The organism is Nitrospira sp. (genome assembly GCA_016873435.1).
Taxonomy (GTDB): domain Bacteria; phylum Nitrospirota; class Nitrospiria; order Nitrospirales; family Nitrospiraceae; genus VGXF01.
In genome coordinates, this window is the sequence record VGXF01000002.1 from 205,533 (window position 1) to 230,889 (window position 25,357).

The following is a 25,357-nucleotide window of genomic DNA, read 5'->3' on the forward strand; positions in this document are numbered from 1 at the left end:
CTCTTTATACGCGTTGCGTTATGAGGCCAGTTTGCGGATGGCGGCCTCGATGCGATCCAGCCCTTTATTAATTGCCTCCATGCTGGTGGCGTAGGATAGCCGGATGTGTTTGGCGCTGCCGAAGGGCTCGCCCGGCACCACAGTCACCTTAGCCTCCTGCAACAGATAGTTGGCCAGATCAGCGGCAGATTTGATCGTACCGCCTGGGTGTTTCCGCCCGAGCAAGCCCGCCACGTTGGGGAACGCATAAAAGGCGCCAGTTGGCATGCGGCAGCTCACGCCGGGAATCTTGTTTAGGCGTTCCAGGATGACCTTTCGCCGCTTGTCGAATTCCTGCACCATCTGCTTTGTGAAGACGTCGCCTCCCTCAAGAGCTGCTGCTGCCGCCTTCTGTGAAATCGACGTCGGATTCGACGTACTTTGGCTTTGGATGTTAGCCATGGCTGTGATCAATTCTTTGGGCCCGGCCGCGTAGCCAATGCGCCAGCCGGTCATGGCATAGGTCTTGGAGACGCCGTTGACGATGACCGTGCGGGCAGCGATCTCCGGTCCCAGCGTGGCGATACTCAGATGTCGGACGCCGTCGTAGGTGATTTTGTCGTAAATCTCATCCGAGATGATCATCAGGTCGTGCGTGACAGCAATCTGCGCAATGCCTTCAAGCGAGGCACGGTCGTAGGTCGCCCCAGTGGGGTTGCACGGGCTGTTGACGATGATTGCCTTCGATCGGGGCGTGATGTGCTTTTTAAGCAGGTCAACGGTCACCGCATAGCCGTCCGCTTCGTGCGTCTGCACCAGTACCGGTGTGGCATCGTTCAGAAGCACTTGATCCTGGTAGGAGACCCAGAAGGGCGCAGGGATTAGGATCTCATCGCCGGCATCGAAGAGCGCTTCAGCGATGTTATAGAGGGTGTGCTTGGCTCCGCAGGAAACCAGGATTTGATTCTTGTCGTAGCGCAGACCGTGGTCCACCTCGAGTTTTTTAGCGATGGCCAGTTTTAGCTCGTCGATGCCCGAACTGGCCGTGTATTTGGTGAAGCCGCTGCGAATGGCAAATTCGGCGGCGGCCTTGATCGGTTCCGGTGTGTCGAAGTCCGGCTCGCCGGCGGCAAAGTCCACGACGTCGATGCCCTGCGCAGCCATGGCCTTGGCCGTGGCTGCAATGCTGAGCGTTGGAGAGGGGACGATGCGTCCAGCTCTGGCTGCCAGTTTCATGCTTTCCGCTTTCCCAGCCGCCTCAGCAGCCGTTGGGCAACTTGTGGGTGTAGAAAGTCGCTGAGACGGCCGCCGAAGCTGGCCACTTCCTTGATCAGGGTGGAGGTCAGATAGGAATATTCCTCGCTCGGCATGAGAAACACGGTCTCCACCGATTTATTGAGCTTCCGGTTCACCAACGCCATCTGAAACTCGTATTCGAAGTCCGAAATTGCGCGCAGCCCTCGGATGATGGCGTGGGCCTTCCGTTTCTGAACAAATTCCACCAGCAAGCCATCAAACGGAACCACTTCGACGTGCAAGAGGCCCTTGGTGACCAGCTTGACCATCTTGATTCGCTCGGCCCAGTCGAACAGCGGCTGCTTGGTCGGATTGGGTGCAACGGCCACGATGACCTTGTCGAACACGCGCAGGCTGCGGACAATAATGTCGGTGTGTCCATGCGTCACCGGATCAAAGGTGCCTGGGTAGACGGCGATTTTCATGACACCGCTCCGTCCTGCGCGGTGCACTCAAAGACGGACAGCGTGGTGTCGCCGTAGTGGTATTGCCGAAGCAAAGACAGGGAGGGTATCGCCGGCGGCAACGCCAGCTTGGTTGCATGTTCAAACACCAGCAGGCCGCCAGGCGCCAACGCAGTAGTACGGGAAAGGATCGGCCACAGGGTGGCGGTCGGATCAAACTGATAGGGTGGATCGGCAAAAATGATGTCGAATGCAACGGCGCCAGCCCGCTGGCTGCGGAGAAAGGTCTCCGCCTGCGACAGATAGAGGTGGGCCTTGGCTTCAAGGCCGCAGGCTGCCAGGTTGGTCTTTAAAATGCGTCCCGCAGAGGGGCTTGACTCCACAAACATCACAGACGCGGCTCCTCGGCTCAGGGCTTCAATGCCGATGGCACCAGTACCGGCGAACAAATCCAGGAACCGGGCTCCGGCCACGCGTGCGCCCAGGATGGAGAAGAGGGCTTCCTTGACCCGGTCTGCAGTCGGACGCAGGTCCGGTCCCTTCGGGCCATGCAGTCGGCGCCCTTTTTGTGTGCCTGCGATGACACGCATTGACGATGGAAAATAAATGAGATGGAACTGTAGCACACCGTTTTTTTGAGGGTCAAGGCAAGCGGCGCAGGCCCCGGTCTTGCTTGATAAAGGGACGAGCGTGTGGCCCAGAGGGGATGCCCGCGTGATCGCAGGGTCTCCTACGCGGGACCCTGCGCGAAGGTCCTGTTGCAGGTTTTGTCTGGCAGTATAGATTGTCCGTAAATTGAACTAAGGGGGAAGGATCAGCCGAGCGTACGGGTTGGCACCGGTTCCGCCTCCAGACCGGCCAAACTCTTCTGCCTGTTAGCGGCAATCGTGCGATCCACAATCGAGCCACAATTGATACATTTCCAGGCATAGAAGATGAGGAAGAAGTCAGAAAACCTCTCCAGCACCATCAGCCCTTTGCATTTTGGACAGTCCATCATCACCCTCCAGCACTCGCCTATTTTCTCACTAGCACGCGTCTCATACAAAGTGTAATTCAAGCAATTCTCAAGCCTGAATAGTATAAATCCATTATTATCAATAATTTATAAATTTTTGGTAATTCACAGATCATCCACAATATAAACAGACTGTGTGTAAAAAACAACACTTTTGGATCACAGGCAACACAGGTGAGGCTATATAAAACGGGGAGGACTGATTAGAAAATGAAGGGGAATCACTCACGGGCCAGTAACAGAAGGGCCGCGCGAACTGCCTGTCGGATGATCGAGGATTGCAAAGCTACTAGAAACAGCTGGTCTAGGGGGCGTCCTATTTGTCAGCCGGATTCAGCACCACATAGAAGGCCCGCGTTTCGCGGGTGATCCGGAGCAGCACGCGCTCGCCACGTTTAACCTTCGCCAGGCCGGCCGTGAAGTCGGCAACGGAGGCTACCTCGACGCGATTGACTTCCTTAATCAGATCACCTTCGCGGAGCCCTTCGGCCTCAGCCTCGCTGCCGCGCTCGACTTTTGAGATCAGTACGCCGGCCGACTCCTTGAGCTTAAATTTCTCGGCGAGTACAGCTGTCAGGCCTTGCACGTTGAGCCCAAGCTTGGCTTCCGATTTGGAGGGTGGGGGCAGGGAGGCGACCACAGCTGATTCGGCCCGCTCGCTGAGAGGGACTGGGATGAGCTGGCGTTGCCCATCGCGGACAATTTCCACACGGGCCGTCGCGCCGGGCAGGAGGCCGGCAATAACGCGCGAGAGTGCGTTAGGCGTATCGACGAAATTGCCGTCCACCTTGGTGATGATGTCACCCGGTTTGATGCCGGCGCGGGCGGCCGGATCCTTCTCGAACACTTCGTTGACCAGCACGCCGTCGCCCTCCGTCACACCGAATTTAACCGCCAACTCGGCGGTCACGGGCTGGATACCAACACCCAGCCAGCCGCGCACCACCTTTCCGTGAACGATTAATTGATCGCGCACTTGCTTGGCCATGTTTGAGGGGATGGCAAAGCCGATGCCCTGAGCGAAATTGATGATGGCGGTGTTGATGCCGATCACTTCGCCGTGTAGGTTGAACAGCGGGCCGCCGGAATTGCCTGGGTTAATGGAGGCATCGGTTTGCAAAAAGTTCTCGTAGCGGGACAGGTTCATGTTCTCCCGCCCTATGCCGCTGATGACACCCAGCGTGACCGTGCGGTCCAGTCCAAAGGGATTCCCAACGGCCAGTGCCCACTGGCCGACCTTCACACGTGAGGAGTCGCCGAACTTTGCGCTAGGCAGTTTCCGCTCGGTCGTGATTTTTAGAATGGCCAGATCGGTGTCCGGATCCTTGCCGATGACCTGCGCCACGAATCGGGTTTTGTCCGACAGACGAACCTCGACCTCTGTGGCATCGCTCACAACGTGATTGTTGGTGATAATGTGGCCGTCGGTATCAATGATCACACCGGAACCGGATCCCGGTGCGTTGGACGGACGGTCGCGTAGGATTTCCTTAGGGCGGATCGCGGCGACGCTGACAACCGACGGCTGCACGCGTTCCGCCAGTTCGGTGATGACAGTCTGCATGTCCTCCAGCATCTGGAGGCCATCAGCCTGGGCAGGGATAGTGCCCAGGAAGAATAGGCCTATAGCCAGAATGTGGTGGATGGGACGGGGCGATGGAAAAGGTGTGCGCATTGGTCAGGCCGTGGCGCGCTTGCGTTCTAAAAAGAGTGGCAGGATCTGCGGCAGATCCTGCCGCATACCCATGAGGATCACCGTGTCGCCCTGACGGAACAAAGTCGTGTCGAATCCCAGAATGAGGGCCGGTCCGCGTAGGAGCGCCACTACGCGCACCGTGGGTGGAAGGCCCAGCTGGCTGGCGGTACGTCCGACGGCCGCTGCACCGACTACAATCCGGAGATGTTCGATGGTTGCCTGCCGGAGAAATAAATCGCGTTCGAGATTGAGCAGATCTTCGCGAAGCGATTCGGATTCGATCTGTCGGACCTGGGGGTCGATACGTAGCAGCGCAGCTTTTAAGTGTCGGATTCGCGAAGCGATCTCGGCCACGTGCAGTTCCGTAGTGTATTCCGGCTGCTCGGCCAGTAGCGAAGGATTCGGTCCACCGATGGTCTGACAGAGATGCACTCCGAGATGCTGCTGAAGGTGCTCAATCTGCTCGCAAAGATCGGCAGCGTGCCAGTGGAGTTTTAGGATTTGGACTTTCCGATTGACGCGCTCGGCAATGGCCAGGACGGTCTCGTGGATGCCGCGCGCCGTCAGCGTGAATTCCTTACGGATTCGCCTTAGAAACTCAGAGGTCACAGGCTCCCTGCTGAATCATCATGTCTGATAAGATGTATTATGTAAACTTTCAGATTGACCGATTTTCGGCTCCGTCCCGGCCCGTAATCGGACAATATTTGCCTTGTGCTTGAGGATTATCAGAGTACTCACGGAGAATGAAAATGTCATAAAGGCCAGATTACTTCCGGTGAGTAAGGTCAGAATTGGAAGGGCTAGAAAAGCTATCAGTGCGGCACCAGACGAGTAGCGCCAAACCGCGGCCACAAACAGCCAAATACCGATGAGGCTGATGCCCAACAGAGGGGCAACTGCTCCCACGGCCCCTAGGGCGGTCGCGACCCCCTTGCCTCCCCTAAAGCCCAAAAAGATCGGATAGAGATGGCCCAAAATAGGGCTGATCGCCACACACAAAACCCCAATTTCGCTTTCCAATGTCTGAGTGGCCGTCCATCCTGCCAGCAAGCCCTTGCCCATGTCACCAAGCAGGGTCAGGATGCCGGCCTTTTTCCCGGAGGAACGCAGGACATTGGTAAAACCAATATTTTTGCTGCCGACTGTGCGTGGATCCGGAAGGCCTAGTGCCTTGGACGCCAGCACACCAAATGGGATAGAGCCAAGAAGATAACCACCGACGATCAATAAAATGAAGAGTCCGTCGTTCGGGAGGTTCACTTATAAACCTTTTTTAGAACTTTGTTGCCAGAAGGTCATGAGGTATCGGTTGCCTGAGTAGAAGGCTAGCGCCAGCGCAAGGTATAGCAGCACAGTGCCTACGTCATGGGCATGCCAGGTGTCTGGAAGCACGCCCCTCTCGAGCAATAGGAATACAATAGCTACCACCTGCACTGCCATCTTATACTTTCCCATTGTTTCTGCTTCCATGATGATTCCTTGTGGCGCTGCGAGTCCCCGAACACTTGTCACGGCCACTTCCCGAGCAATAATCAGGATGGCGACGACGGGATGGACCCGGTCGAATTCCACAAGTAGGATCAAGGCGGATAACACCAGCAGCTTGTCGGCGATAGGATCGAGCAAACGGCCGAGCCGCGTGACCTGGGAATGCCGGCGGGCAAGATAGCCGTCAAGCAGATCCGTCACGGCTGCAATAATAAAAATGATAGCCGCGATCAACGAGCGATCAGGGGTCGGATCGGAAAACAGGACGACGAAGACCGGAATCAGGAGGATTCTGGCAACAGTCAGAAAATTCGGGAGGTTGACGTTGGTCGCGGTATTGGCACGCGAGCCAGCGATCGAGTCGGCCTGCTTCAGGGCGTCTGTAGTGCGCATGCCTCGCCTTCCCGTGCTCCGCGCTGGTCAGACGGCGCCGCTTTTCAGTAGATCGTGGAGATGAATGACTCCAGCAAGGCGGCCACCGTCATCCACGACCACCAGCGAAGTGATCGAGAACTGTTCCATAGTCTGGATCGCCGTAGCGGCCAGGGCCTTGGCTTTGATCGTCCGAGGAGACTTGGTGCCCATATCACCGGCCTTATACTTGGCAAGATTGCTCCCCTTCTCAAGGGAGCGTCGCAGATCTCCGTCAGTGATGACGCCAACCAAGTGTCCTTTGGAGTTGACGACGGTTGTCATGCCGAGCTTTTTGGATGTCATTTCGATGATGGCATCCATTGCCGACGCAGTGGCCTTGACGCACGGCAGGGCTTCGCCCTGATGCATGAGATCCTTTACCGTGAGCAGTAGTCGGCGGCCCAGCGTTCCACCGGGATGGAACTGTGCGAAATCCACCGCCTTGATTCCCCGCTTTTCCAGCAGCGCAATAGCCAGCGCGTCACCCATAGCGAGCGCTGCTGTTGTGCTAGAGGTTGGCGCTAGCCCCAGCGGACAGGCTTCTTCCGAGACGGAGACGTCCAGCACCACGTCGCTGTTCTTGGCCAGCGTGGATTGCGGTCGTCCTGTTAGGGCGATGACGGGAATGTTCAGCCTCTTCATGAACGGCAGGAGCTTGAGTACCTCCTCCGTCTCCCCGCTGTTTGAGAGAGCCAGGAGGGCATCGTGTTTGCCCAGCATGCCCAGGTCGCCGTGGATGCCATCGGCGGGGTGAACAAAGAAAGCCGGCGTACCGGTGCTGGCCATCGTGGCAGCGATCTTCTGCCCGATCAGGCCAGACTTGCCCATGCCGGAGACTACCACCTTACCGGAGCAACGGAAGAGAATGTCCACCGCCTTGGCAAACCGGTTGTCGAGGCGTTCTACAAGCGCGGCGATGGCGCGCGCCTCAATCTGCAAGACTCGTTTTCCGTGTGACAGACTCATTGGTCACTCTCCGCGCCCTTGCCTGCCGCCTGACAGATTTGCAGCAGTCGCTCCAACAGTTTCTTGAGATCGTGCAGCGGGACCATATTGGGGCCGTCGGATGGTGCGTGGTCTGGATCCGGATGGACTTCCATGAAAAAGCCGTCGCAGCCGGCCGCCGCGGCCGCACAGGCGAGCGGAGTGATGAATTCACGCTGTCCGGAGGACTTGGTCCCACCTCCGCCGGGCAGCTGGACGCTGTGTGTTGCGTCGAAGACAATGGGATAGCCAAATTTTCGCATGATCGGCAGCGCACGCATATCCACGACCAGATTGTTGTAGCCGAACGAGGAGCCTCGTTCCGTCAAAAGAATCTTTTTCGTGCCGCTCTCCTCCAGTTTAGTGACGACGTTAGCCATTTCGCCGGGCGACAGGAACTGGCCCTTTTTGACGTTGACAACTTTTCCGGTCGTGGCTGCAGCCACCAGGAGATCTGTCTGACGGCAGAGAAAGGCCGGAATCTGCAGCACATCTACCGTCTCCCCCGCCCGCTTAGCCTCCTCCGCACTATGCACGTCAGTGAGCACGGGGGCGCCAACTTCGTCCCGGACCTTTTTCAGGATTCTCAATCCTTCCGAAATACCGAGGCCTCGAAAAGACGAGATGGAGGTGCGGTTGGCCTTGTCGTAAGACGACTTAAAAATAAACGGCATCTTCAGTGCACGCGAGATTTCAGCGATGCGCTGGGCTGTCTCCAGCGTCAACCGCTCGCTTTCAATCACGCAGGGGCCGGCGATCAGAAAATGCGGATGGGCACCGCCAACTTTTAGTTTTCCGATCGTGACGTCATGCGACATAACAGAAATACTCTACCTCCCGCACTTTCTCCGTAACGCGGCGCCCACGAAGGCGCTGAATAGTGGATGCGGACGATGCAGACGCGAACTGTACTCCGGATGGAATTGTGTAGCGAGGAACCAGGGATGGCCTTTCAGCTCCACGATTTCGACCAACTGCCCGTCCGGCGATAGGCCGCTCAGAACTAACCCCTGTGCTGCCAGCCGGTCACGGTAAGCGTTGTTGAATTCGAAGCGGTGCCGGTGGCGTTCCTTGACCTCGAGCACGCCGTAGGCCTTGTGCGCCAGGCTGCCGTCCAGCAGGCGGCAGGGATAGGAGCCCAGCCGCATCGTACCACCTTTGTCGTGGATAAACTTCTGATGCTCCATCAGATGAATCACTGAATGAGGGCCGTTGGGTTCAAATTCTGAGCTATTGGCATCCTTCAATCCCGCGGCGTTGCGGGCCAGTTCGATGACGGCGCACTGCATGCCAAGGCACAGGCCGAAGAACGGAATCCCCCGTTCTCGGGCACATCGGATTGTCTGGATCTTGCCCTCGATGCCACGAATGCCGAAGCCACCTGGAATCAGGATACCGTCGGCTTCTCGAAGAATCTGTTCGGCGCCCTTCCGTTCGATTTCTTCCGACTCGATCCAATGAACGTTGACACGAGTTTCGTGATCCACGCCGCCGTGCACCAGCGCCTCAGACAGGCTCTTGTACGATTCCTTCAGCCCGACGTATTTGCCAACCAAGGCTACGGACACTTCGTGTTTAGGCCGCTTGATCTTCTGCACGATCGCGTCCCACTCACGCAGGTTCGGCGGAGCGGTTTCCAGCTTGAGTTGGCGGACGATCAGTTCGTCAAGGCCTTCCTTGCGGAACACGATCGGTACTTCATAGACCGTTTCCACGTCCTTGGCCGTGATGACGGCGCCCTTCTCCACGTTGCAGAAAAGCGCAATCTTGTCTTTAAGGTCCGGCGGCAGGAACCGGTCTGTTCGGCACAACAGAATGTTCGGTTGGATACCGATCTCGCGCAGCTTGTTTACGGAATGCTGCGTGGGCTTGGTTTTCAGTTCCCCGGAGGCGCCGATGTACGGGACGAGTGTCAGATGGACGTAGAGAACATTCTCGCGACCGACATCGTAGGGAATTTGCCGGATTGCTTCCAGGAATGGCAGGCTCTCGATGTCACCGACCGTGCCGCCAATTTCTACGATGGCCACGTCAGTGTCCTTCGACACGTTGCGGATGCAGTGTTTGATTTCGTCGGTAATGTGTGGCACGACCTGCACAGTACCGCCGAGATATTCGCCGCGCCGCTCCTTCGTGATGACGGAATTGTAGATACGCCCAGTGGTGTAATTGTTTTCGCGGGTCAGCGTCAGTGAGGAGAATCGTTCGTAGTGGCCTAGGTCAAGATCAGCTTCTGCGCCGTCCTCAGTGACGAAGACCTCCCCGTGCTGGTACGGATTCATCGTCCCGGGGTCGACATTGATGTAAGGGTCAAGCTTGAGGAAGGTGATCTTCAGTCCGCGGCTTTCAAGGAGATTGCCGATAGAAGCTGAAGCGAGCCCCTTGCCGAGTGATGAGATGACGCCGCCGGTGACGAAAATGAACTTGCTCATCGCTTCGTCAAGCCTCCCTTTCGTGTGCCCGGGCGGGCGGTGGTACGTCGCCGGGTTTGACCGATCAGCGCGGCGGCCGCCTCTCGGAGGTCCTTTGGCGTGTCGATGCGCAACGAGGGATGACGGGTTTCCCACACCCGGATCGGAATCCCCGCCTCCAGCGCACGCAACTGCTCCAGCTTTTCAGCGTCTTCCAATGGGCTGGTGGGCATCGCCGCCAGCCGGAGCAGCGTTTCACGGGTATAAATGTAAATTCCCAGGTGGACATAATGCAACCCGGAAACGAATTTTCCCGGCTCTTGATCGCGCACATAGGGGATTGAAGAACGAGAAAAATATAGTGCGTTACCCTGCCTATCAGTGACAACTTTCACAATCGCAGGATTGCGGACTTCACCGGACGACATGAGTGCGCGTTTGAGTGTGCCCATCAGCGCGCCGCTGGCGAGAAATGGCCGAATGAGATCGGTCAGCAGCTCAGGATGGAGCGCGATTTCATCGCCTTGCAGATTGACAAACACGTTGCCGGGCACCTCCTGCGCGACGGCAGCCACGCGGTCCGTCCCTGTGCGAAACTGGCCTTCAGGTGTGATGACCTCGCCGCCGACCTCTAGGACCGCTTGGCGGATGCGATCATTGTCCGTCGCGACGAGGACGCGGTCGACACCGGGTGCCGAGCGGACACGCTCATAGGTATGTTGGATGAGCGGCTTGCCGGCGAGTTTTGCCAGCGGTTTACCAGGGAAGCGGGAGGATCCGAACCGGGCCGGGATGACCACCGTCACCGGTCCGTTCGTGTTAGGCATGCGTAAGAGCCTCAAGGAGTTGTTCGGCCGTGGCCGTTGCCGTGCCGACCATCCCGACAACGATGCCGGCCGCATGGTTGGCGAGCATCGCGCTTTCGCGGATGGAGGCGCCTGCCGCCATGGCGAGCGCCAGCGTCCCGATGGCAGTATCGCCGGCACCAGTCACGTCGTACACCTGCCGGGCGACAGTGGGGATGTGCCAGTGGGCGTCGTTAGCTTCAAAAAGACTCATGCCCTTCTCCCCGCGCGTAATCAGGACGCAGTCACAGCTCAAGCGTTGCCTGAGAATGGCGCCGGCCCGATTGACCGTAACGTCGTCGTCCCCGTGCACGCCCGCCGCCTGGGTGGCTTCGAGATGGTTAGGTGTGACAACGGTGACGCCTTTATAGTAAGAAAAATGCTCGACCTTAGGATCGACGATCACGGGAATTTTTTTCATGGCAGCCAGGCGGATCAGCTCTGACATCAGCGAAGCGGTCATTACGCCCTTAGCATAGTCCGATACTACGAGGCAGGAAATATCCCGCAAGCGGGACTCCACATAGCGCAGGATCCGTTGCTGGTACTGGGGCTTGATGTCTGTCCGCCCTTCGACATCGTACCGAACGATCTGCTGGTTGTGCGCAATGACGCGGGTCTTGCGTGTTGTGGGCCGCTCGGGGTCGATGACCACACCGCCGCGGCCATGGCGGGCAGTGCCGAGTTCCTTAAGCAATTGCCGCCCGCCTTCGTCCTGACCGATGATGCCGCAAATGTCTGCCTGCCCTCCGAGCGACACGATGTTGTTGTAAACGTTGGCAGCCCCGCCCAGCTTTAGCGACTCCGAATCGACGTGGACGATCGGGACCGGCGCTTCGGGAGAGATCCGGCTGACCTTGCCCCAGATGTAGTGGTCGAGAATCAAATCGCCGACGACCAGTACGCTTGCCGTTTGGAATTTAGCGATGATTGAGCGCAATGATTGCTGGAGGGCGGCCGGCAACGGTCCGGCATCACGGTTCCGTTTATCCTGATGAGGTGCCCGCCCCAACGATTTCGACTTGTTCACTGGATGGCCTTTCCAATACGGTCCCAGCGTACCCATTCCTGCCAGGCGCCCTGCCCTTTCCAGGACCAGTAGATGCGCAACGCGCGGCCGCGGATCTTTTCTTCCCGCACATAGCCCCAGAACCGGCTGTCCAGGCTTTGATCGCGATTGTCGCCCATCACGAAGAACGAATCCTCCGGCACGGTCACAGGACCGAAATTGTCTCTCGGATTAACCGTGCCGTCAATCATGCCTGGGTCCACGCGCTGGGTATACCACTGATCGGTTATGGCATCACCGTTAATGTAGACGGTTTTGTTGCGGATCTGCACGGTATCGCCCGGCAAGCCCACGACGCGTTTGATAAAGTCCTTGTCCTCATCTTCAGGGTACCGGAAGACGATCACATCGCCCCGCTGCGGCGACCCAAAGATGACGAGATGACGCGTGACCGCGCAGCTGATCGGCGGCAGCGTCGCTTTCAGCTTGCAATCGCCTGGCCACTGAATACCGTAGGACAGTTTGCTTACGAGGATGTGGTCTCCGATAAGCAGTGTCGGGATCATTGAGCCGGAGGGAATCTTGAACGCCTGCACGATGAAGATGCGGATAGCGAAGGCCAAGATCATGGCCACGACGATCGCTTCCGTGTACTCACGCCAAAGCGATTTGCCGCGCGGCGCGGAGGTTTCTCCCTCTGGAGCGTCAACAAGCCGCACGGCATCCGATGCCGTATCCGGTGTCGGCGCATTGTCCAGTGGAGTCGGCGAGGCCTGCTGTTCCGGTTCGCTCGTCATTCAGTTGTCACCTTGAGCAGCGCGAGGAAAGCTTCCTGAGGCACTTCCACCTTCCCGACCTGCTTCATCCGTTTCTTGCCCTCTTTCTGCTTTTCCCACAACTTGCGTTTGCGCGAGATGTCACCACCGTAACATTTTGCCGTGACGTTCTTCTTGAGCGCGCCAATAGTTTCCCGCGCGATGATTTTACTGCCGATGGCCGCCTGAATGGCGATCTCGAACATTTGCTTGGGGATCAGCTCCTTCATCTTCTCAGCGAGCTGGCGGCCGCGCGTATAAGCGTTCTCCTTGTGCGTGATGAATGAGAGGGCATCCACCGTCTCCCCATTCAGTAGCATGTCGATCTTGACGAGATCGCCTGGCCGGTAGCCGAGGAATTCATAGTCGAAGGACGCGTAGCCCTGCGTTTTGGATTTCAGACGGTCAAAGAAATCCAAAATAATCTCGTTGAGTGGCAGTTCGTAGGTCAGCATCACACGTGTCGGATCGAGATACTGCAGTGCCAGCTGCACCCCACGGCGTTCCTGGCAGAGTTGCAAGGCTCCCCCGACGTAGCGTTCCGGTGTGATGATCGTCGCCTTGATGAACGGTTCCTCAAAGCTTTCGATGGACGAGGGAGACGGCAACTTGGCCGGATTGTCAATCATCAAAATCTCTCCGGCTGTCGTGAGGAGCTGATAGACGACGGTCGGTGCAGTCGTGATAAGCGTCAGGTTGTATTCCCGCTCGAGCCGCTCCTGGATGATTTCCATGTGCAGCAGACCGAGAAATCCGCAGCGAAATCCGAAACCGAGAGCCAGCGATGTTTCCGGCTCGTACACGAAGGAGGAATCGTTGAGGCGCAGTTTCAACAGCGCGTCGCGCAGGTCCTCAAAACGCGCCGTGTCTGTCGTGTACAGGCCGCAGAAGACCATCGGTTTGACGTCCTTATAGCCGGGAAATGGTGAATCGGTCGGCTTTACGGCGTCCGTCAGCGTGTCGCCGATTTTCGTGTCGGCCGTCTCTCGCATGCCCGAGCAAACGTAGCCGACATCACCCGTGCTGAGTTCGTCGGTCTTCGTGCGTTTTGGCGTGAACTGGCCGACTTCCATGACCTCGAACATCCGGTTGTTCGACATGCCCTTGATCTTCATGCCCGGCCGGATGGTGCCGTCGATCACGCGGACGAGCACAACCACGCCCTGGTAGTTGTCAAACCAGGAATCAAAGACGAGTGCCTTGAGCGGCCTGGCCGGATCGCCTGAGGGGGGCGAAATTTTTTCGATGATAGCGTTGAGCACCTCGCGGATGCCCTTGCCCTCCTTGGCGCTGATCAATAGTGCGTTTTTCGCTTCTAATCCGAGCACGTCCTGAATCTGCTGCTTCACGCCCTCAACGTCCGCTCCGGGCAGATCGATCTTGTTGATGACCGGAACAATCACTAGATTGTTCGCCATGGCGAGGTGCGCATTAGCGATCGTCTGCGCCTCAACGCCCTGACTGGCGTCCACGAGCAACAAGGCACCTTCGCATGCTGCGAGGCTGCGCGAGACTTCATAGGTAAAGTCCACGTGACCGGGCGTATCGATGATATGGAGCGCGTAGGTCTGCCCGTCCGCAGCCTTGTAGCGGAGTGCCACGGCGTGGGCCTTGATCGTGATACCCCGTTCGCGTTCCAGATCCATGGCGTCCAGAATCTGGTCCCGGGCCTCCCGCTGGGTGATGGCGCCGGTGGCTTCCAGGAGACGATCAGCGAGGGTGGATTTCCCGTGATCGATATGAGCGATGATGGAGAAATTCCTGGTATGCGTTTGCAAGTCGTTGTTCCTGCAAGAGAATTTGGTGCATTATAGGCGGTGGACTTCCGGTTGTCAAAGCAAAGGCCGCCACTTATAATCGCCTCCTCTTGCGCTAAACTTCATTGGTGGGATGGCTCAACTACGCATGGCAAGACGGCAACGGCATCGACGGCTCGCACAGTGGGACCGGCAGTTCCTGTGGCACCCCTTCACGCAAATGCGCGAGTGGGAGCAGGAGCAGCCGCTTATCATCGAGCGTGCCAAAGGGGCATACCTCTACGATACGGCTGGCAAAAAATATCTGGACGGCGTTTCCTCCATTTGGCTGACCGTGCACGGGCATCGGCATCCGGCACTCGATCGCGCGATCCGGAAGCAATTGGAGAAAGCCGCGCATACCACTCTGTTGGGGCTGTCCCATCCAACTGCCATTAGACTAGCTCGTGAGCTGGTCGGCATCGCGCCACGCGGTCTGACGCGGGTCTTCTATTCCGACGATGGCTCCACGGCCATGGAAGTTGCGCTCAAAATGGCGTTGCAATATTGGCGCCAGCGCAAGCCAGCTGCCGGTTCAAAAAACACCTTTCTGCACCTTCAGCTTGGCTATCACGGCGACACGATCGGCGCCATGAGTATCGGGGGGCTGGCATTATTCCACGAACGGTTCCGCCCCCTCCTCTTTCCATCATTGAGCGCGGAGCCTCCCTATTGCTATCGCTGCCCGCTCAAGTTGACCTATCCCTCATGCCAGATGGCGTGCATTGATCCGATCGAGCATATCTTGAAAAAGAGGCATCGCGATCTGGCCGGTCTCGTAATCGAGCCACTCGTGCAGGCGGCGGCCGGCATGATCACTGCCCCGCCCGGTTATCTCACGCGCATCCGCCGACTCTGCACGAAGTACAACGTTCTGCTCATCGCCGACGAGGTAGCCACAGGATTTGGACGGACCGGCCGCATGTTTGCCTGCGAGCAGGAAAGCGTGACGCCGGATTTAATGGCAATCAGCAAAGGGCTGACCGGCGGCTATGTGCCACTGGCGGCGACATTGTCGACGGACAAAATCTATCGAGCCTTTCTCGGGCGCTACGACGAATGGAAGACATTTTTCCACGGACACAGCTACACGGGTAATCCGCTCGGGTGCGCCGTGGCGCTGGCGAATTTGGAGACGTTCCGAAGGGAACGGACACTTGCGCGGCTTCGGTTGAAGATTGTTGCGTTGGCCAGCTTGTTGCGCCCGCTTGGCACACTCCCGCACGTCGGCGACATCCGGCAGCGTGGATTCATGGTCGGCATCGAACTGGTGCGCGATCAAGCAACGAAAACGCCCTATCCGCTGGAAGCGCGCATGGGGCATCGGGTAGCTATGGAAGCCCGCTTTCGCGGTCTGATCACCCGTCCTCTTGGAAATGTCGTTGTGCTGATGCCGCCGCTCAGTGCAACGGAGGCCGAGCTGGCCCGCATGGTGCGAATCATAGGAGTGGCCATCCGGACGGTGACCGGCGCATGGGCGCGCACGCGGGAAAAGGCTTTTACTGTCCGATAACGTTAGGGTGAAGTATACTGGTCTTTCATTAATTAATAAGTGAGGGACGAGCATGCCTCGTGATCTGCCGATCGGCAACGGGTCCCTGCTGATTACCTTCGACAGTGCCTACCAGTTGCGCGACGTGTACTGGCCACATGTCGGCATGGAAAACCACACCAAGGGGCAGGTCAACCGGTTCGGCGTCTGGGCCAATGGCAAGTTTCGCTGGATTGATGACGGTGGCTGGACGCGCCGCCTGGTGTATGAACATGACACCCTCGTCACCAAAGTTGAGCTCACGCACCGCGACCTTCCCGTCAAACTATGTTGCCGCGATGTTGTTGATTTTCATGAGAATCTCTATCTCCGCCAAGCTGATGTTACCAATACCTCCACTCAGGAGGTCGATGTCCGCCTGTTCTTCCACCTCGATCTGTATATTTCTGGCCATGAGGTTGGCGACACGGCTTACTACGAGCCGGAGCGCCGTGGTGTCTACCACTACAAGGGCGACCGCTGGTTTCTGGTGAATGCCGCGACACCCGGTAAGCACCCGGTCGATGCGAAGGATACAGTCGAGGGATGGCACATCGGTGTAGATCAATGGGCCTGCGGCCACACAGGCGTCCAGAGCCTACTGGGGACATGGAAGGATGCGGAGGACGGGCAGCTTTCAGGGAATCCTATTGCCCAGGGATCGGTGGATTCCACCGTGGCTGTACACATGCGCGTGCTGCCTGGTCAGACGCAAACGGTCTACTACTGGATGGCGGTGGGAAAGAATTTTGAAGAGGTCACTCGCATCAACCGCACGGTGCGACGCCGCGGTCCGTGGAGTTTCCTCGACCGCACCGCCTCCTATTGGAAGTTGTGGCTGGAGTCGCACAGGCCAGATTTTGCCGATCTGCCCCTCGAAGTCGTTCGCCTCTACAACATCAGTTTGCTGGTGATCCGTACGCAGACGGACAACGGCGGCGCGATCATCGCGGCCAACGATTCGGACATTGCCTCAGCCGTACGCGACACCTACTCCTACATGTGGCCGCGCGACGGGTCGTTGGTCGCCCATGCCATGGATCTCGCTGGCTATTCCTGGACGACGCGCATGTTTTATCACTTCTGCAAGGATGTGATCAGCAAGGAAGGCTATTTGCTGCACAAGTACAATCCGGACGGCACGCTGGCCTCAAGCTGGCATCCTTGGATCCGCGACGGTCAAAAAGATCTCCCCATCCAGGAAGACGAAACTGCACTCGTGCTGTGGGGGCTCTGGAACCACTTCGACAGGTGGAGGGACGTCGAGTATATCAAGCCGCTCTATCGTTCGCTTATCACCAAGGCCGCGGATTTCCTTGTCGTCTATCGGCACGACAGCACTGGGTTGCCCAAAACCTCCTACGATCTCTGGGAGGAGCGCCGCGGCGTACTGGCCTTTACGGTGGCGGCGGTCTGGGCCGGATTGACGGCTGCGTCAAAATTTGCCGAGGCGTTGGGGGACGTAGATGCGACGGGGAAATATCGGACGGCTGCGGCCAAGATGAAGGCGGGCGTGGAAACTGTCCTCTACCGCCCCGAGTTGAACCGGTTTGCCCGGATGGTCAATCGAAAATCCGATACGACTTGGGATGTGGACAAGACGGTGGACGCCGCCATGTACGGGCTGTGGTATTTTGGTATGTTCGCGCCAGACGATCCGCGGATCGTCAAGACAATGGAGGCGATCAAGGAAACGCTCGGGGTCAAGACGGCGGTCGGCGGCGTGGCACGGTATGAAAACGATTACTACCACCAGCAGAGCCAGGACATCACCAATGTGCCGGGAAATCCCTGGTTCATTTGCACCCTCTGGGTGGCACAGTGGCAGATTGCGACGGCGCGCTCACACGCCGACCTCAAGCTCGCGCGGGCCACGCTCGAATGGTGCGCGCAGCACGGACTTCCCTCCGGCGTGCTGGCCGAGCAGGTGCACCCCTACTCGCACGCGCCGCTGTCGGTCTCCCCGCTCACGTGGAGCCACGCCACCCTCGTGATGGCCGTACAGGAATATTTAGCGAAGTGGAAGAGCCTGCCGAAGTGAATGTCGGTCCATCGCTTTACGTAAGGCCAAAGACGTCCTTGGGACTGGGTACTTAGTCTCAAGCTAGGAGCGGGTCGTCGTAACGTAACTTAGTGCAGATCACTGTCACTCATCACGAGCCTAGGCCTCGTCGAAGCGGATTTGGACCACCTCGTACTCGACCACCTTGGCGGGTGTTTTTACCTCGACGCGATCGCCGGCCCGCTTGCCAATGAGTGCCTTGCCGACCGGAGACTGGACGGAAATTTTCCCAACCTTGAGATCGGCTTCATCCTGCCCAACCAGCATGTACTGTTTCTTTTGGCGGCTCTCAGCTTCGATGAGTAGAACCGTGGCGCCGAAGACGACCGTCTCACTCGTTCGTCCAGTGGTTTCGATAATGCGCGCATCAGCCAGTTTGCCTTCTAGTTCGTTGATGCGCGCTTCGATGAAACCCTGCCGGTCCTTGGCGGCGTCGTACTCAGCGTTCTCGCTCAGGTCTCCGTGCGACCGGGCTTCAGCGATGGCTTCGATAACTTTGGGTCGCTCAACTTTCTTGAGCCGGTCCAAATCGGCCTTGAGCGCTTCGTAGCCTTTTTTCGTAATCGGTGTCGGCATGCGTTTCTCCAGAATACAGACTGAATTTCGCCCAAAGCAGACTAAATTATACTACTGCCTTCATCGTACAGCGTTCAGACTTCATTGTGCCCCATGGTATTCCTGCAATGACCGGATGGCGAGACCATTTTTTAGCATAGCCTCAATGGCCATGGTTGCTGCCCGCGCACCTGGCATCGTCGTGTAGTATGAGACGCCATGCTGCAACGATTCTCGTCGGATCGAAGCCGAATCCGTCTGCGATCCCTGACCCCACACTGTATTGACGACCAGACTGATCTCGCCGTTTTTGATGTGGTCCACAAGATGCGGGCGGCCCTCGCCGACTTTCTTGACCGCTGTGCACTCAACGCCATGTTGCAAAAAAAAGGCAGCGGTGCCCTGCGTGGCTTCGATGCGGAACCCCAGTTTGTGCAACTGCTGGGCCACAGCGAGTGCCGCCGGTTTGTCCTGATCCTTCACGCTTAACAACACCGTGCCACTGCGCGGTAGTGACACACCGGCCGCCGACTGGGACTTCGCGAAGGCCCACCCGAAGTCGGCGTCCATACCCATGACCTCGCCAGTGGATTTCATCTCCGGTCCGAGAAGAACGTCCACACCGGAAAATTTCATGAACGGAAACACGGCTTCCTTGACCGACACGTGGGACGGCGAGGGAGCCTGCGTGAATCCGAGTTGGTCGAGCGTCCGTCCCAGCATGACCTTCATGGCCAACTTGGCGAGCGGAGCGCCGATGGCCTTACTCACAAAGGGCACCGTGCGCGAGCCGCGTGGGTTGACCTCCAGTACATAGATTGTGCCGCTACGCACAGCAAACTGGACGTTCATCAGCCCAACCACGTGCAGTTCGAGCGCCAGCGCGGTCGTTTGACGGCGAATTTCTTCTACGATGTCGGCCTTGAGCGTATAGGGTGGTAGCGAGCAGGCCGAGTCTCCTGAGTGGACGCCCGCTTCCTCGATATGTTCCATGATGCCGGCCACGATGACGCGCGTCCCATCTGAAATTGCATCCACATCGATCTCGATCGCGTCTTCAAGATATTTGTCCACGAGTACCGGATGCTCCGGCGAGGCATTGACCGCGGTGGCCATGTAATGCATCAGTCCAGCCTCGTCATAGACGATGCGCATGGCGCGCCCCCCTAGCACATAGGAAGGCCGGACCATGACGGGATACCCGATGCCTGTCGCGATGCGGACCGCGTCCTGCGCCGAGCGTGCCGTGCCGCTGTCTGGCTGTTTGAGCTGTAATTTGTTCAGCAGGTCGCGGAACCGCTCACGGTCCTCTGCGCGGTCAATGGCATCCGGGCTCGTGCCGAGGATCACGATGCCAGCTTTCTCCAGTGGAAGGGCAAGCTTGAGCGGCGTCTGTCCGCCGAATTGCACCACGACGCCAAGTGGCTGTTCGCACTCCACAATGTTGCGTACGTCCTCCTCCGTCAGCGGTTCGAAGTAGAGCCGGTCGGACGTGTCGTAGTCCGTGCTGACGGTTTCAGGATTGCAATTGACCATAATTGTTTCGATGCCCTCCTCGCGCAGCGCGAAGGCAGCGTGGACGCAGCAGTAGTCGAATTCAATTCCCTGCCCAATGCGGTTGGGCCCGCCGCCAAGAATGACGACCTTCTTGCGTTTTGTCGGCCGCGCTTCACAAGCGCGTTCATAGGTCGAATAGAGATACGGCGTCTGCGCTTCGAACTCCGCCGCGCAAGTATCGACACGTTTATAGGTGACGCCGCCGGTCGTACCCGCCGGCGCAGCGGTCATACGTTGAGTGCGAATTGTCTCCTCCGTGGAGCCGGTCAATTGCGCGATGCGGCGGTCAGCAAAGCCCAGTTGTTTGGCCTGCCAGAGCAGAGCAAGATCCAGTGACGGCGCAGCGGCGATCAGCCGCTGCTCAAACTCGATCAGCTCGCGGACCTGAGCGAGAAACCAGGGGTCCACGTGCGTGAGCGCGTAGAGTTCGTCGGTGGCAATCCCTAGTCGCATCGCATCAGCCAAATGCCAAAGCCGGTCTGGGTGTGGCGTGCGCAACGCCATATATACCTGCTCGAGTATTTCGGCATGCGAAGCGTCTTCCAACACGCCCCGGTCCAACCCGCGCAATGACACCAAGCCATGCCGATCGGTTTCGAGCGACCGGAGTGCCTTGTGCAGCGCTTCCTTGAAGGTCCGTCCCATTGCCATGGCCTCACCCACGGATTTCATCTGCGTCGTCAGTGTCGGGTCTGCGCCGGGAAATTTTTCAAAGGCGAAGCGTGGAATCTTAACGACCACGTAGTCGATAGTCGGTTCGAACGAAGCTTTTGTCACGCGCGTGATATCGTTGGTGATTTCGTCGAGTGTGTAGCCAACGGCCAGCTTGGCGGCGATCTTGGCAATAGCGAACCCAGTGGCCTTCGAAGCCAGTGCCGAGCTGCGCGAGACGCGTGGGTTCATTTCGATGACAACCATCTCTCCGGTCTTCGGATGCAGACCAAACTGGATGTTCGAGCCGCCGGTGTCCACGCCGATTTCGCGGATGATCCGCACTGCAGCGTCGCGCATCATCTGGTATTCTCTGTCGGTGAGCGTCATGGCCGGCGCCACGGTGATGCTGTCGCCGGTGTGGATGCCCATCGCGTCAAAGTTTTCAATGGGACAGACGATGACGACGTTGTCCTTGAGGTCCCGCATGACCTCCAGCTCGTATTCCTTCCAGCCGATGACAGACTGCTCGACAAGGATTTCCCCGACCGGGCTCATCGCAAGTCCCCAGTCCACGTAGCGCTCGAACTCCTCGCGGTTGTAGGCGATGTTTCCGCCTGTGCCGCCCATGGTAAACGACGGCCGCACGATGGCTGGGAAACCGACCCGTTCAGCCACGCGCATCGCATCCGCGCGACTCTTGGCCACGCCGCTATCAGGCACTTGCAGTCCGATCTTGTTCATGGCCTGTTTGAAGGCTTGACGATCTTCCGCCTTGTGAATGGCTTCGACCGAGGCACCGATAAGCCGGACATTGTATTTGGCCAGCACGCCGCGCTTGGCCAGGCCGATGGCCGTGTTTAATGCCGTTTGCCCACCCATCGTAGGCAGCAGCGCATCGGGGCGTTCCCGTTCGATGATTTGCTCGACTACATCCACTGTGATGGGCTCGATATAGGTGCGGTCGGCCAGCTCCGGATCGGTCATGATTGTGGCTGGATTACTGTTGACCAGAACCACACGGTAGCCCTCCTCCCGCAGGGCTTTGCAGGCCTGTGTCCCGGAGTAATCAAATTCGCAGGCCTGTCCGATCACGATGGGACCAGATCCGATCAGGAGAATGCTGTTGATGTCGGTCCGTTTCGGCATGGCTACCCGATTCTCTTCGGCTCCGGGGGGCCGATGAGCGGCTGATACGGTGGAGCGGGAACACCGGGTGTTGGCTGAGGAACGGGCATCTCAGGGTGGTAGTACTGCATCGCATTGGGCAGCCAGGACTCGAGCTGATTCATACGCGTGACGTCCGAGGGATGAGTCGAGAGAAATTCAGGCATCGACGCCCCCGACCGGAAGCAGAGGGTCCCGATCATTTTGCGCGGGCAGCCGCTCATGCGTTCCCAGAAGTTCACCGCTTGGCGTGGGTCGTAGCCGGCCTTGGCCATGAGCTGTAGGCCGATATAGTCCGCCTCCGATTCCTGTTTTCGGTTAAATGGCAGGGAGACGCCAACGCCGTAGGCGCTTTGGATACCCTGCATAACGCCCGGGTTCATGTGGCCAGTGACCGCCGCCGCCATGGTGCCGAGCTGAGCAATCTGCTCAAGGATGCTGCGGCTAACACGCTCGGCGCCGTGCCGTTGCAATGCGTGAGCGACTTCGTGGCCCATGACGGTCGCGAGTCCGGTGTCGTCCTTGGTAACCGATAGAATGCCGCTGAAGACCGCGACCTTCCCCCCCGGCAGGCAAAAAGCGTTGATCATGTTCGGCTCTTCGATGACGACAAATTCCCAGTTGTACTCCGGCTTATTGGCGGCCTTGGCAATCCGTTCACCAACGCGATGGACCATGTCATTGATATTGGGATCTGGCGAGAGTGGCGCGGCCCGAAGGATGTCTCGGAAGGCGCTGACCCCCATGGCAATTTCTTTTTCCGGCGAGAGGTAGATGAACTGGTCGCGCGCGGTGCCCGGCGCCTTGTAGCAGCCAGCCAGTGAGGCCAGCGCGCTGAGCGTTGTGCTGGCCTTCAGTAGACCCCACAGGCCGGCCAGCCCGTGCGCGCCGCAGTAGAGCGCCGCACGCCGCCCGATCGGCAGGCCGGCCAGCCTGTCCCAGGTATCGAGATCGTGTGCGCGGTCCTGCTTTCGTTTAGCGGTCATACTGTCTCCTTCTGTGGCGCTGAATCACGGCATCCAGAGATACATAAATTGCGGCGTGCCGCTGCGGACCAGCGCCATCAAATCGAAATGCGTCAGCGCATTCCAGGCTCCGCGATCAGGTGGGCCTGTCAGACGCGAATAAATATTGTGCCGATATTCCCCCATCTGCTGATAGACAACCAGCCGGGCCTCGGCCACTCCCGCACGCTTCTTGGCCAGTTCGACCGCGTCTTCGAGATAGCCGATGCCGTCAATGAGGCCGGCGGCCTTGGCCTGCTCGCCCGAATAGATGCGTCCGTCGGCTAGTTTTCGGATCGTGTCGGCCGAGAGATTGGGTCTTCCTTGCGTGATAACGCTGATAAACTGTTCATAGAGCCCGTTGATGACCGTCTGGAAGATCGTGCGCTCCTCGTCCGTCATGGCCCGAAAAGGCGAGCCCATGTCCTTCCGCGGCCCTGAGGTCACAGCCACAGCCTGTACGCCAATTTTTTCCAGCAGTCCTTGCGCGTTCATCGTGACCATGATGACACCAAGGCTGCCGGTGACGGACGAGGGATGAGCCATGACAGTATCCGCAGCCATGGCCACGTAATAACCGCCCGACGCGCCTACATCCAGAATGGAAGCGACAATGGGAATGTTCCGCTTCTGTTTGAACATGCGTAGCTCATGATAGAGCATGTCGGAGGCAGTCACGGTACCACCGGGGCTGTTGATACGCAGCAGAATAGCTTTGACAGCCGAGTCGGCCGCCGCTTTTAGCAGCGCTTCTTTTAGGCGGGCCACTGGACTGGGGGCGGGATAGAACCCCTCCCCTTCCGTCGAACTGAGAATGCCCGACAGATCGAGCATCAGCACCTTAGCTGAACCGGACCCGCTGAGTTCCGTCTCCGTGAGCGGCCCGGGACCCGGAGGCAGATTGACGGTGATGCAGCCACTCAACATCGCGGCGATGCCGACAACCGCCGCGCCGCGGAGCAATCGTTTACGCATGCGCGGTCTCCATCATCAAAACAAATTGTTCGAAGAGATAGGCCGAATCATGCGGACCAGGCGACGCTTCCGGATGGTATTGGACCGACAGCACTGGCTTGTCGAGACAGATCATACCCTCAACCGAATCGTCGTTCAGGCTCAAATGGCTGAGTGCGACGCGCCCGAACGGCGTTGTGATGACTGACGGATTCTTGGCGTTCGCTGTCACGCCGGCAGGAGGCCTCACCGCAAAATTATGGTTCTGCGAGGTGATCTCGACCTTGCGGGTACGCAGGTCTATGACGGGATGGTTGGCCGCATGATGGCCAAATTTCAATTTGTAGGTCTTCAGACCGAGCGCAAGGCCGAGAATCTGATGGCCGAGGCAGATGCCGAGGATCGGACGCGTGCCGATCAATGATCGGGCTGCCGCAATCGCGTAGGGTACGCCTTCCGGGTCGCCGGGACCGTTGGAGAGCACAATGCCATCTGGCTTCATGGCCTCGACCCTCTGCGCCGGAGTTGAGGCCGGTACGACGGTGACTGAGCAGCCGACGTCCACCAGTCGCCGTAAAATATTCTGTTTTACGCCGAAATCGTAGACGACCACCTTGAAACGGCGGGCGGAGCTCTTTTTCGCCTGCCCGCCTGCGACCGGTGCCCAAGCCCCCGAGCCCTCGGTCCATTCATAGTGCTTGGCACAGGTCACTTCAGCGGCCAGATCGCGTCCGATAATGGAGGGCGCGGTGCGGGCCTTCTCGACAGCACGTTTCTGGTCCAGATCCACGTGCGAGATCAGCCCCTGCTGTGTGCCATTTTCGCGCAGGTGTCGTGTGAGCTCACGCGTGTCGATCCCCTGGATACCGACGACCTTTGCAGCTTTCAGGTAGCTGTCCAACGATTGCTCAGCCCGCCAGTTACTCGATGTGCGGCTGGCCTCCTTGACGATAAAGCCCTCGACCCAGAGTCGCCAGGATTCGCGGTCCTCCCGCGCCACGCCATAGTTGCCAATCTGCGGGCAGGTCATGGTCACGATTTGACCTTTATAAGAGGGATCGGTCAGGATTTCTTGATAGCCGGTCATGGCCGTGTTGAAGACCACCTCCCCAGCTGATTCCCCCTCGTGGCCGAGCGGCTGACCTTCAAAGACCGTTCCATCAGCCAAAGCTAAAATTGCTTTTTTCATGTCTTACAAATAGTTCTTAATGTATGACTTTAGTTTCACAACCATCAGGGCAATCCCCAACCCGAGATTTAGTATATACAGCGCACGAACAACTGTGTGCACCTTGAAAAATGCGGCATAAGCGATCTTTCGTGCCGTGTCATCCTTGACGGCAAAGGCTTCTTCTTGAAGTATAACCGACTCTGGACCAAGCCAAGCGATGATGGCCAGGGCTACCACCACCATAATTCCGAACAGTAGGGCTTCCGCCCGGCCAGGCTGGGCTTGAGGCTCTCCGGCTTGTGTCAGCCAGGCACGGCCGGCCAGCGCCCCGCCCATCAGAGCCATGGCTACCAGCACGGCGCGGTTGTACCCGTCAAAGGTGCGTGTCAGAAACCGCCCGCCCGGCTCCATACCGAACGAGTTGAAGACCGCTGGAATGACAACTGCCACGATGATGATTAGGCCTCCCGTCCAAACTGCCAGTGCCAGCCAGTCGAGTGCGAGACAGGTTAGCAGTCCCTTCGACGGCGTGGGAGAATCCCCCATG

23 protein-coding genes are annotated in these 25,357 nt (G+C 58.2%); 2 read left to right on the forward strand and 21 right to left on the reverse strand.

The annotated features are described in order from the left end of the window. Positions 1-18 precede the first annotated feature (18 nt). The 15 genes from FJ248_02730 to lepA all read right to left on the reverse strand — a co-directional run bounded on the left by FJ248_02730 (position 19) and on the right by lepA (position 14,140). The gene (locus FJ248_02730) at positions 19-1,215 is read right to left on the reverse strand and encodes a pyridoxal phosphate-dependent aminotransferase (GenBank protein ID MBM4119802.1); all 1,197 of its coding nucleotides are present in this window, start codon (positions 1,213-1,215) and stop codon (positions 19-21) included. Further along, positions 1,212-1,700 (reverse strand): pantetheine-phosphate adenylyltransferase, encoded by a 489-nt coding sequence (gene coaD / locus FJ248_02735; protein ID MBM4119803.1) that lies wholly within the window; start codon positions 1,698-1,700, stop codon positions 1,212-1,214. Before coaD ends, FJ248_02730 begins: the two co-directional genes overlap by 4 nt. Continuing rightward, complete coding sequence (rsmD, locus tag FJ248_02740) at positions 1,697-2,269, reverse strand: 16S rRNA (guanine(966)-N(2))-methyltransferase RsmD (protein MBM4119804.1); 573 nt, start codon at positions 2,267-2,269, stop codon at positions 1,697-1,699. Before rsmD ends, coaD begins: the two co-directional genes overlap by 4 nt. Positions 2,270-2,493: 224 nt before the next feature. Next, positions 2,494-2,676, reverse strand: coding sequence for a hypothetical protein (locus FJ248_02745; GenBank protein MBM4119805.1), 183 nt, complete (start codon positions 2,674-2,676; stop codon positions 2,494-2,496). A gap of 337 nt (positions 2,677-3,013) precedes the next feature. Next, on the reverse strand, positions 3,014-4,372 hold the full coding sequence (locus FJ248_02750) for a Do family serine endopeptidase (GenBank protein ID MBM4119806.1): 1,359 nt from the start codon (positions 4,370-4,372) through the stop codon (positions 3,014-3,016). 3 nt (positions 4,373-4,375) lie between these two features. After that, positions 4,376-5,002, reverse strand: a complete 627-nt coding sequence (locus FJ248_02755; protein ID MBM4119807.1) for a hypothetical protein — start codon at positions 5,000-5,002, stop codon at positions 4,376-4,378. An 18-nt stretch (positions 5,003-5,020) separates the two neighbouring features. Continuing rightward, positions 5,021-5,629, reverse strand: a complete 609-nt coding sequence (plsY, locus tag FJ248_02760; GenBank protein MBM4119808.1) for a glycerol-3-phosphate 1-O-acyltransferase PlsY — start codon at positions 5,627-5,629, stop codon at positions 5,021-5,023. Between the two features lie 27 nt (positions 5,630-5,656). Next, on the reverse strand, positions 5,657-6,277 hold the full coding sequence (pgsA, locus tag FJ248_02765; protein ID MBM4119809.1) for a CDP-diacylglycerol--glycerol-3-phosphate 3-phosphatidyltransferase: 621 nt from the start codon (positions 6,275-6,277) through the stop codon (positions 5,657-5,659). 27 nt (positions 6,278-6,304) lie between these two features. Then, on the reverse strand, positions 6,305-7,264 hold the full coding sequence (locus FJ248_02770) for a KpsF/GutQ family sugar-phosphate isomerase (GenBank protein MBM4119810.1): 960 nt from the start codon (positions 7,262-7,264) through the stop codon (positions 6,305-6,307). Continuing rightward, complete coding sequence (locus FJ248_02775; protein ID MBM4119811.1) at positions 7,261-8,100, reverse strand: 3-deoxy-8-phosphooctulonate synthase; 840 nt, start codon at positions 8,098-8,100, stop codon at positions 7,261-7,263. The genes FJ248_02770 and FJ248_02775 overlap by 4 nt, the downstream gene beginning before the upstream one ends. Before the next feature lie 12 nt (positions 8,101-8,112). Continuing rightward, positions 8,113-9,714, reverse strand: coding sequence for a CTP synthase (locus FJ248_02780; GenBank protein ID MBM4119812.1), 1,602 nt, complete (start codon positions 9,712-9,714; stop codon positions 8,113-8,115). Further along, positions 9,711-10,520, reverse strand: coding sequence for a 3-deoxy-manno-octulosonate cytidylyltransferase (gene kdsB, locus FJ248_02785; GenBank protein MBM4119813.1), 810 nt, complete (start codon positions 10,518-10,520; stop codon positions 9,711-9,713). Before kdsB ends, FJ248_02780 begins: the two co-directional genes overlap by 4 nt. Beyond that, complete coding sequence (gene rfaE1 / locus FJ248_02790) at positions 10,513-11,604, reverse strand: D-glycero-beta-D-manno-heptose-7-phosphate kinase (protein ID MBM4119814.1); 1,092 nt, start codon at positions 11,602-11,604, stop codon at positions 10,513-10,515. The genes kdsB and rfaE1 overlap by 8 nt, the downstream gene beginning before the upstream one ends. Then, the gene (lepB, locus tag FJ248_02795) at positions 11,565-12,344 is read right to left on the reverse strand and encodes a signal peptidase I (protein ID MBM4119815.1); all 780 of its coding nucleotides are present in this window, start codon (positions 12,342-12,344) and stop codon (positions 11,565-11,567) included. Before lepB ends, rfaE1 begins: the two co-directional genes overlap by 40 nt. Then, on the reverse strand, positions 12,341-14,140 hold the full coding sequence (gene lepA, locus FJ248_02800; protein ID MBM4119816.1) for an elongation factor 4: 1,800 nt from the start codon (positions 14,138-14,140) through the stop codon (positions 12,341-12,343). The genes lepB and lepA overlap by 4 nt, the downstream gene beginning before the upstream one ends. Before the next feature lie 127 nt (positions 14,141-14,267). Here lepA and bioA point away from each other — a divergent pair, with 127 nt between their 5' ends. Then, positions 14,268-15,671, forward strand: coding sequence for an adenosylmethionine--8-amino-7-oxononanoate transaminase (gene bioA / locus FJ248_02805; protein ID MBM4119817.1), 1,404 nt, complete (start codon positions 14,268-14,270; stop codon positions 15,669-15,671). A 52-nt stretch (positions 15,672-15,723) separates the two neighbouring features. Further along, positions 15,724-17,730, forward strand: coding sequence for a glycoside hydrolase family 15 protein (locus tag FJ248_02810; GenBank protein MBM4119818.1), 2,007 nt, complete (start codon positions 15,724-15,726; stop codon positions 17,728-17,730). Between the two features lie 120 nt (positions 17,731-17,850). Here the strand turns inward: FJ248_02810 and greA are convergent, their stop codons facing one another. The 6 genes from greA to FJ248_02840 all read right to left on the reverse strand — a co-directional run bounded on the left by greA (position 17,851) and on the right by FJ248_02840 (position 25,356). Continuing rightward, entirely contained in the window at positions 17,851-18,327 is a 477-nt protein-coding gene (gene greA / locus FJ248_02815; GenBank protein ID MBM4119819.1) for a transcription elongation factor GreA, read from the reverse strand. Between the two features lie 81 nt (positions 18,328-18,408). Then, positions 18,409-21,663 carry a carbamoyl-phosphate synthase large subunit gene (carB, locus tag FJ248_02820; GenBank protein MBM4119820.1) on the reverse strand — a complete coding sequence of 1,085 codons (3,255 nt, stop codon included), beginning with the start codon at positions 21,661-21,663 and terminating at the stop codon, positions 18,409-18,411. A 2-nt stretch (positions 21,664-21,665) separates the two neighbouring features. After that, positions 21,666-22,667: a M48 family metallopeptidase gene (locus tag FJ248_02825; GenBank protein MBM4119821.1), complete on the reverse strand. Its 1,002-nt coding sequence runs from the start codon at positions 22,665-22,667 to the stop codon at positions 21,666-21,668. A gap of 24 nt (positions 22,668-22,691) precedes the next feature. Then, on the reverse strand, positions 22,692-23,660 hold the full coding sequence (sppA, locus tag FJ248_02830) for a signal peptide peptidase SppA (protein ID MBM4119822.1): 969 nt from the start codon (positions 23,658-23,660) through the stop codon (positions 22,692-22,694). Next, positions 23,653-24,828, reverse strand: coding sequence for a glutamine-hydrolyzing carbamoyl-phosphate synthase small subunit (carA, locus tag FJ248_02835; GenBank protein MBM4119823.1), 1,176 nt, complete (start codon positions 24,826-24,828; stop codon positions 23,653-23,655). Before carA ends, sppA begins: the two co-directional genes overlap by 8 nt. A gap of 3 nt (positions 24,829-24,831) precedes the next feature. Further along, entirely contained in the window at positions 24,832-25,356 is a 525-nt protein-coding gene (locus FJ248_02840) for a DUF4149 domain-containing protein (GenBank protein MBM4119824.1), read from the reverse strand. Between the last annotated feature and the right edge of the window lies 1 nt (position 25,357).